At 71.6% G+C, this 8,250-nt stretch carries 7 protein-coding genes; 4 read left to right on the top strand and 3 right to left on the bottom strand.

Going from position 1 to position 8,250, the window contains the following annotated elements:
* Positions 1-325 precede the first annotated feature (325 nt).
* From AB0D99_RS26470 to AB0D99_RS26455, 4 genes are all read left to right on the top strand, one after another.
* A complete protein-coding gene (locus AB0D99_RS26470; RefSeq protein WP_362367162.1) occupies positions 326-1,090 on the top strand; it encodes an SIS domain-containing protein in 765 nt (254 codons plus the stop codon).
* 91 nt (positions 1,091-1,181) lie between these two features.
* Entirely contained in the window at positions 1,182-2,834 is a 1,653-nt protein-coding gene (gene pgi / locus AB0D99_RS26465) for a glucose-6-phosphate isomerase (protein WP_362367174.1), read from the top strand.
* A 5-nt stretch (positions 2,835-2,839) separates the two neighbouring features.
* Positions 2,840-3,352 carry a PH domain-containing protein gene (locus AB0D99_RS26460; protein ID WP_362367158.1) on the top strand — a complete coding sequence of 171 codons (513 nt, stop codon included), beginning with the start codon at positions 2,840-2,842 and terminating at the stop codon, positions 3,350-3,352.
* Positions 3,349-4,875: a PH domain-containing protein gene (locus AB0D99_RS26455; RefSeq protein ID WP_362367155.1), complete on the top strand. Its 1,527-nt coding sequence runs from the start codon at positions 3,349-3,351 to the stop codon at positions 4,873-4,875. The genes AB0D99_RS26460 and AB0D99_RS26455 overlap by 4 nt, the downstream gene beginning before the upstream one ends.
* 22 nt (positions 4,876-4,897) lie before the next feature.
* Here AB0D99_RS26455 and pgl read toward each other — a convergent pair whose 3' ends face one another.
* From pgl to zwf, 3 genes are read right to left on the bottom strand one after another with little or no spacing between them, the layout of a single operon-like run.
* Complete coding sequence (gene pgl / locus AB0D99_RS26450; protein WP_362367153.1) at positions 4,898-5,680, bottom strand: 6-phosphogluconolactonase; 783 nt, start codon at positions 5,678-5,680, stop codon at positions 4,898-4,900.
* Complete coding sequence (gene opcA, locus AB0D99_RS26445; RefSeq protein WP_362367148.1) at positions 5,677-6,717, bottom strand: glucose-6-phosphate dehydrogenase assembly protein OpcA; 1,041 nt, start codon at positions 6,715-6,717, stop codon at positions 5,677-5,679. The genes pgl and opcA overlap by 4 nt, the downstream gene beginning before the upstream one ends.
* On the bottom strand, positions 6,714-8,246 hold the full coding sequence (gene zwf / locus AB0D99_RS26440; protein WP_362367146.1) for a glucose-6-phosphate dehydrogenase: 1,533 nt from the start codon (positions 8,244-8,246) through the stop codon (positions 6,714-6,716). Before zwf ends, opcA begins: the two co-directional genes overlap by 4 nt.
* Positions 8,247-8,250 lie beyond the last annotated feature (4 nt).

Raw genomic sequence — 8,250 nt, 5'->3', positions numbered from 1 at the left:
CCACAACGCCCTCAAGAACGACGGCACCCCCGCCCTGACCATCCACGCCACCACCGCCTACGGCGACATCACCGCCCACAGCAACTGAGGTGGGGTCTTCGGTGAGCAGGCGGGCCGGGCCGGCGCTCCAGGGGGGAGCGCCGTGACCCGTTCGCGTCCGGTCCTCCGTGACGCGCCCCGCCCGTGGGTGGCGTACCCCGACACCGCGTCGGAGTGGGCCACCCCGTCGGCGTCGCCGCGCCCTTGACGGGGATCGGGCAGGCTGGTTCATTGAATCGCAACTCTCGTCCCATTCCGGTTGGTTGAACCAGTGGAGGCTTCGTCCATGTCCCAACCCGCCCTCGGATCCGCCCTGTTCGCCGACCACGCCCGTGAAGCGGCCGAGCAGGCCGTCGCGGCCAACAAGGACTCGGTCGCCGCGGCCGCGCGGCTCTTCGCCGACTGCGTCGCCTCCGACGGGGTGATCCACGCCTTCGGCACCGGACACTCCCAGGCCGCCGCCCTGGAGATCGCGGGCCGCGCCGGCGGACTCGTCCCCACCAGCCGGATCGCGCTCGCCGACCTCGTACTGCGCGGCGGCGAGGACCCGTCCGTGCTCGCCGATCCGCTCCTGGAGCGCTCCCCGGGACTCGCCGACCGGCTCTACGCCCTCGCCACCCCGCGCCCGCAGGACCTCTTCGTCATCATCTCCAACTCGGGCGTCAACAACGCGATCGTCGACCTCGCGCTGAAGGTCACCGGCGCCGGTCACCGCCTCGTCGCCCTCACCTCCCTCGAGCACACCCACGCCGTCCCCGCCCTGCACCCCAGCGGCAGCAGGCTCGCCGACCTCGCCGACGCCGTCCTCGACAACCGCGCCCCCGCCGGTGACGCCCTGTTGCCCCTCCCGGACGGCGGAGCGCTCTGCGGCGTCTCCACCCTCACCTCCGCGCTCCTCGTACAGATGGTGGTCGCCGAGTCGGTCGCCCTCCTCCTGGCGGAGGGTCACGAGCCGCCGGTGTACGTCTCCGCGAACCTGCCGGGAGGGCACGAACGCAACGCCGTCCTCGAAGCCCGCTACGAGGGCCGGCTCCATCGCGGCGGCCACTGAGTCGCCACGCGCCTTCCGCGCCCGCGATCAATTAGGTTGGAGTCGCAGCGGGGCAAGCAGGCAGGAAGAGAAGAAGTAGGCGATGTCCGAGATGAACGCAGAAGGACGCACGAAGCTCAACCGGCTTCCCGAGTGGAGCGCCCTCGGGAAGCACCGGGAGCAGCTGGGCGAGACGCACCTGCGCGAGCTGTTCGCCGCCGACCCGGACCGAGGCACCGGTTACGCGCTCCGGGTCGGCGACCTGTATCTGGACTACTCCAAGCACCTGGTGACCGACGAGACGCTCACGCTGCTGCGCGAGCTGGCCGCGGCGACCGGCGTGGCCGAGCTGCGCGACGCCATGTTCCGCGGCGACAAGATCAACACCACCGAGGACCGCGCCGTCCTGCACACCGCGCTGCGCGCCCCGCGCGGGGCCGTCGTCGAGGTCGACGGCGAGAACGTCGTCCCCGGCGTCCACGCCGTCCTCGACACGATGGCCGCCTTCGCCGACAAGGTCCGCGCGGGCGAGTGGACCGGCCACACCGGCAAGCCCGTCAAGAACATCGTGAACATCGGCATCGGCGGCTCCGACCTCGGCCCCGCCATGGCGTACGAGGTCCTGCGTTCCTACACCCGGCGGGACCTGACGTTCCGTTTCGTCTCCAACGTCGACGGAGCCGACCTCCACGAGGCGGTCCGCGACCTCGACCCGGCCGAGACGCTCTTCATCGTCGCCTCGAAGACCTTCACCACCATCGAGACGATCACCAACGCCACCTCCGCGCGCGACTGGCTCCTCACCGGGCTGCGGGCCGGCCAGGAGGCCGTCGCCAAGCACTTCGTCGCCCTGTCGACCAACGCCGAGAAGGTCCAGGACTTCGGCATCGACACGGCCAACATGTTCGAGTTCTGGGACTGGGTCGGCGGACGCTACTCGTACGACTCCGCCATCGGCCTCTCCCTGATGATCGCCATCGGCCCGGACCGCTTCCGCGAGATGCTCGACGGCTTCCACCTCGTCGACGAGCACTTCCGCACCGCGCCGCCCGAGGAGAACGCGCCCCTGCTCCTCGGCCTTCTCGGCGTCTGGTACGGCGCGTTCTTCGACGCCCAGTCCCACGCCGTCCTGCCGTACTCGCACTACCTGTCGAAGTTCACCGCCTACCTCCAGCAGCTCGACATGGAGTCCAACGGCAAGTCCGTCGACCGGGACGGCAACCCCGTCGAGTGGCAGACCGGACCGGTCGTCTGGGGCACGCCCGGCACCAACGGGCAGCACGCGTACTACCAGTTGATCCACCAGGGCACCAAGGTCATCCCGGCCGACTTCATCGGCTTCGCCGAGCCCGTCGCCGATCTGCTCCCCGGCCTCGTCGCCCAGCACGACCTGCTGATGGCCAACTTCTTCGCCCAGACCCAGGCGCTCGCCTTCGGCAAGACGCCCGAGGAGGTACGGGCCGAGGGCGTGGCCGAGGAGCTCGTCCCGCACAAGACCTTCAAGGGCAACCACCCCACGACCACCATCCTGGCCAAGGAGCTCACGCCCGCCGTCCTCGGCCAGCTCATCGCGCTCTACGAGCACAAGGTGTTCGTGCAGGGAGCGATCTGGAACATCGACTCCTTCGACCAGTGGGGCGTCGAACTCGGCAAGCTCCTCGCCAAGCGGATCGAGCCGGTACTGACCGAGGGCGAGGGCGCGGACGAACTCGACGGCTCGACCGCCGGACTCGTCTCCACCTACCGCTCGCTGCGCGGACGGTAGACGTCATGACGGGGGAGGACGCGGTGCACGGCGAGATACGGCTCAGGCCGCCGAACAACACGCTGAACGAACGGGCCGTCGGCTGGTGGCGCGCCCAGTGGCTGCTGACGACCGCCGTACCGGTGGCGGTCCTCGGCGTGCTCGGCGCACTGATCGCGCCCGCCCGGTTCTGGCTGCTGCTCCCGGCCGGAATCCTCGCGGTCGTCGGGCTCGCCTGCACCGCGTTCTTCCCCCACTGGTGGTTCACGGTGCACCGCTGGGAGGTCACCGAGGACGCCGTCTACGTCAGGACCGGGGCCCTCTGGCAGGAGTGGCGGATCGCGCCGATGTCCCGGATCCAGACCGTCGACACCGTACGCGGACCGCTGGAGCAGGCGTTCAGGCTCGCCACGGTCACCGTCACCACCGCCTCCTCCAAGGGCGCGCTCCGGATCGAGGGGCTCGACCACGAACTCGCGGCCGACCTCGCCGAGCGACTGACCGCCATCACCCAGGCCACCTCCGGGGACGCGACGTGACGGAGGAATGGCGGCGCCTCGACCGCCGTACGGTCCTGGTCACCGCCGCCGTCCTCGCGGGCGTCGCCGCCGGCGCCGCCCTGCCCGTCTTCTTCGGCCTGATCGGATCCATGCCCGCCTGGCAGGCCCTCGGCTGGGTCGGCACCGGGGCCGCCCTCCTCATCGGCGCGGGCTCGGCGGCCGACCACGTCCGCTGGCGCCGCACCCGCTACCGCATCGGAGCCGAACGCGCCGAACTCCACACCGGACTCCTCCTGGTCAAGCGCCGCTCACTGGCCCGCGAACGCATCCGCACGGTCGACCTGACGGCCAACCCGCTGCAGCGCGTCCTCGGCCTGGTCAAGGTCCGCATCGGCACCGGGGAGAGCACCGCGGGCGGCGAGTCCACCCTCGAACTCGACCCGGTCGCCCGGGCCGAGGGCGAACGGCTCCGCCGCGAACTGCTCGCCCGCACGGTCTCCACCGCCGGGGACACGGCCCACGACGGCGCCCTCGCCGAACTCGACCGCGGCTGGATCCGCTACGCCCCCGTCTCCTTCGTCGCCCCGCTCCTGGGCGGCGCGGCGGCCGGAGCCGTCATGCAGGTCAGCGAGTGGTTCGGAGCCCAGGACGAGGTCATCGAGTGGATAGGAGACCGCTTCGAGGGCACCTCCGTCCTCTCCATGATCATCGTCCTCGTCCTGCTCGCCTGCCTGGCCGGCATCGTCGGCGCCCTCGGCCTCTGGGTCGAGATGTGGTGGAACTACCGCCTGGAACGCGAGCCCGGCGGCACCCTCAGGGTCCGCCGCGGACTCCTGACCGCCCGCTCGATCTCCCTGGAGGAACGCCGGCTGCGGGGCGTCGAACTGGTCGAGCCGCTGGGCGTACGGATGTGCCGGGCCGCCCGCGTCGACGCCGTCGCCACCGGCCTCGTCGAGAAGGAGGAGGACGAGCACGCCGACCACAAGACCCTGCTCCCGGCGGCGCCCCGCGCCGTCGCCGACCGGGTCGCCGCCCAGGTGCTGCGGGAGCCCGAGCCCCCGACCGGCGCCCCGCTCACCGCCCACCCCCGTGCCGCCCGCACCCGGCGCCTTCGCTGGGCCCTCACGGGCGCGCTCCTCCCGGCAGCGGTCCTCGCCCTCCTCGGAGCCCTGCTCACCCCCGTCCTGCTGTACGTCGCGGCCGCCTGCGCCCTCGTGCTGACCCCGCTCGCCGTGCTGCTCGCGCTCGATGCCTACCGCAACCTCGGGCACGGCATCACGGGCGGCTATCTGGTGGCCCGTTCCGGCACGGTCCGCAGGACGACCGTCGCCCTCCAGTGCGGCGGAGTCATCGGATGGACCGTCAAGCAGTCGTACTTCCAGCGCCGGGCCGGGGTGCTGACCCTGACCGCGACGACCGCGGCGGGCTCGGGCGCGTACGACATCTACGACGCCGACCGGAGCGAGGGCCTGGCCTTCGCCGCCGAGGCGGTGCCCGACCTGCTCGCCCCCTTCCTCGAACCCGTCCGGGAAACGCCGAGGGCCCGGTCCACCGTGGGGTGAACCGGGCCCGGGCGACCGACCGTCAGGCCGAGGCCGGCGGATAGAGATCCCGCGGCAGCTCCGAGGCCGCCGCCGCGTCGAGCAGCCACAGCGTGCGCGAGCGACCGTAGGCGCCCGCCGCCGGGGCCTGCACCTCGCCCGCGCCGGACAGCGCGATCGCCGCGGCCATCGCCTTGTCCTCGCCCGCCGCCAGCAGCCACACCTCGCGCGCGGCACGGATCGCCGGCAGCGTCAGCGAGATCCGGGTCGACGGCGGCTTCGGCGCGCCGTGCACACCCACCACCGTCCGCTCGGTCTCGCGGACCGCCGGGAGCTCGGGGAACAGCGAGGCGACATGGGTGTCGGGCCCGACCCCCAGCATCAGCACGTCGAAACTCGGCACCGAGGCATGGTCCTCCGGCCCCGCGGCCGCGGCCAGTTCGGCCGCGTACGAGGCGGCCGCGGCTTCGACATCGCTGCCGAACGATCCGTCCGACGCCGGCATCGCATGCACCCGGGCCGGATCCAGCGGGACGCTGTCGAGCAGCGCCTCGCGGGCCTGGGTCACGTTGCGCTCCGGGTCGCCGTCGGGCAGGTAGCGCTCGTCGCCCCACCACAGGTCGAGCCGCGACCAGTCGATCGCGTCCCGCGCCGGGGCCGAACTGAGCGCCGCCAGAAGCCCGTTGCCGTTGCGACCGCCGGTGAGGACCACGGAGGCCGAGCCGCGCGCGGTCTGCGCGTCCACGATCCGCGTGATCAGCCGGGCCGCCGCAGCCTGGGCCATCAGCTCCTTGTCACGGTGGACGACGAGCTGAGGGGCGCTCACTTGGCCGCCGCCTTCCTGGCCGACGCCTTCTTCGCGGGAGCCGGAGCAGCGGCCTCGGCCTCCTTGGCCTCGGGCGCGTCCTCCACCGGCGCGGGAGCGGTGGTCGCCGCCTCCTCGTCCAGCCGCTCCAGGCCGTACTTCAGCGCGGAGGCGTAGGTGTCGTCGGGGTCGAGCCGGCGGAGCTCCTCCGCGATCAGCTCGGCCGTCTCGCGGCGCTTGAGCGCCACGGCACGGTCCGGCTGTCCCTGGATGGAGAGCGTCGCCAGCGAACCGTCGGGCCGGTCGAGGACGATCGGCCCGCAGGTGGACTCCATCCGTACGGAGGTGAGTCCGGGACCCGCCGACCGGCCGCGCCGGACCGGCACCTTCAGCCGGTCCGCCAGCCACATGGCGAGCAGCTCGACGCTCGGGTTGAACTCCTCGCCCTCCACCTCGGCGGAGGTGACCTCGCACACGACCTGGTCGAGCGCGGCGGCCAGCATCGAACGCCACGGGGTGATCCGGGTCCACGCCAGATCGGTGTCGCCCGGCGTGTAGTTGTCCGCGCGTCCGGTCAGCTCGTGGATCGGCTGCTCCGACGCGTAGGTGTCGGTCACCCGGCGCTGGGCGAGCGCGCCCAGCGGGTCCTTCGCCGGGTCGGCCGGAGCGTTGACCGGCCACCAGACGACGACGGGCGCGTCCGGCAGCAGCAGCGGCAGGACCACCGACTGGGCGTGGTCGACGACCTCGCCGTACAGCCGGAGGACCACCGTCTCGCCGGTGCTGGCGTCGGCGCCGAGGCGGACCTCGGCGTCGAGCCGTGCCTTGGCGCGGTCGCGCGGTGAACGCGAGACCCGCTTGATGACCACCAGCGTCCGCGAGGGGTGCTCGCGGGACGCGTCGTTGGCCGCCTTGAGCGCGTCGTAGGCGTTCTCCTCGTCGGTGACGATGACGAGGGTGAGCACCATGCCGACGGCCGGCGTGCCGATGGCCCGCCGCCCGAGCACCAGCGCCTTGTTGATCTTGCTGGACGTGGTGTCCGTCAGGTCGGTCTTCATGGCCGGCGCCAGCTCCGTCCGTCTCGTGCGAGCATGTCGTCCGCCTCGACCGGACCCCAGGTCCCGGACTGGTACTGCGCCGGCTTGCCGTGCTTGTCCCAGTACTGCTCGATCGGGTCGAGGATCTTCCAGGACAGCTCGACCTCCTCGACGCGCGGGAAGAGGTTCGAGTCGCCGAGGAGGACGTCGAGGATGAGCCGCTCGTACGCCTCGGGACTGGACTCCGTGAAGGACTCGCCGTAGGCGAAGTCCATCGACACGTCCCGGACCTCCATCGAGGTGCCCGGCACCTTGGAGCCGAAGCGCATCGTCACGCCCTCGTCCGGCTGGACGCGGATGACCAGGGCGTTCTGGCCCAGCTCCTCGGTCGCCGTCTTGTCGAACGGGGAGTGGGGCGCGCGCTGGAAGACCACGGCGATCTCGGTGACGCGGCGGCCGAGCCGCTTGCCGGTACGGAGATAGAAGGGGACGCCCGCCCAGCGGCGGTTGTCGATCTCCAGCTTGATGGCCGCGTAGGTGTCGGTCTTCGACTTGGGGTCGATCCCGTCCTCCTGCAGATAGCCGACGGCCTTCGCGCCGCCCTGCCATCCCGGCGCGTACTGGCCGCGCACGGTCGAGGCGCCCAGGTCCTTCGGCAGCTTCACCGCGCCGAGCACCTTGGTCTTCTCGGCCGCGAGCGCGTCCGCGTCGAAGGAGGCGGGCTCCTCCATCGCGGTGAGCGCGAGCAGCTGGAGGAGGTGGTTCTGGATGACGTCACGGGCGGCGCCGATGCCGTCGTAGTACCCGGCGCGGCCGCCGATGCCGATGTCCTCGGCCATGGTGATCTGTACGTGGTCGACGTACGACCGGTTCCAGATCGGCTCGAAGAGGGTGTTGGCGAAGCGGAGGGCCAGGATGTTCTGGACCGTCTCCTTGCCCAGGTAGTGGTCGATCCGGAAGACCGCGTCGGGCGGGAAGACCTCGTGGACGACCTCGTTGAGCTCCTTGGCGGAGACCAGGTCGTGGCCGAAGGGCTTCTCGATGACGGCCCGGCGCCAGGAGCCGTTCTTCTGCTCGGCCAGGCCGTGCTTCTTCAGCTGCTGGACGACCAGTTCGAAGAACTTCGGCGGTACGGAGAGGTAGAAGGCGAAGTTGCCGCCCGTGCCCTGGGCCTTGTCCAGCTCCTCGATGGTGGTCTTCAGCTGGTCGAAGGCGTCGTCGTCGTCGAAGTCGCCCTGGACGAAACGCATCCCCTGGATCAGCTGCTGCCACACCTCCTCGCGGAACGGCGTGCGGGCGTGCTGCTTGACGGCCTCGTAGACCTCCTGCGCGAAGTCCTCGTCCTGCCACTCGCGGCGGGCGAAGCCGATGAGCGAGAAGCCCGGCGGCAGCAGGCCGCGGTTGGCCAGGTCGTAGACGGCAGGCATCAGCTTTTTCCGGGACAAATCGCCCGTGACGCCGAAGATCACCAGACCCGACGGCCCCGCGATACGCGGGAGCCGTCGGTCTGCGGCGTCACGGAGCGGGTTGGCTCCGTGGACTGCGCTCAAGGTG

Origin of the sequence: Streptomyces sp. NPDC047971 (assembly GCF_040653355.1) — a bacterium.
Lineage (GTDB): Bacteria > Actinomycetota > Actinomycetes > Streptomycetales > Streptomycetaceae > Streptomyces.
Note: the sequence above shows the minus strand (reverse complement) of the source record. Positions and strands in the feature narration are given on the sequence as shown.

What these genes read in the sequence shown, in the direction of transcription:
- AB0D99_RS26470 (WP_362367162.1), top strand. Translation starts at nt 326, where the DNA reads ATGTCCCAACCCGCCCTCGGATCCGCCCTGTTCGCCGACCACGCCCGT.
- pgi (WP_362367174.1), top strand. Translation starts at nt 1,182, where the DNA reads ATGAACGCAGAAGGACGCACGAAGCTCAACCGGCTTCCCGAGTGGAGC.
- AB0D99_RS26460 (WP_362367158.1), top strand. Translation starts at nt 2,840, where the DNA reads ATGACGGGGGAGGACGCGGTGCACGGCGAGATACGGCTCAGGCCGCCG.
- opcA (WP_362367148.1), bottom strand. Translation starts at nt 6,717, where the DNA reads ATGAAGACCGACCTGACGGACACCACGTCCAGCAAGATCAACAAGGCG.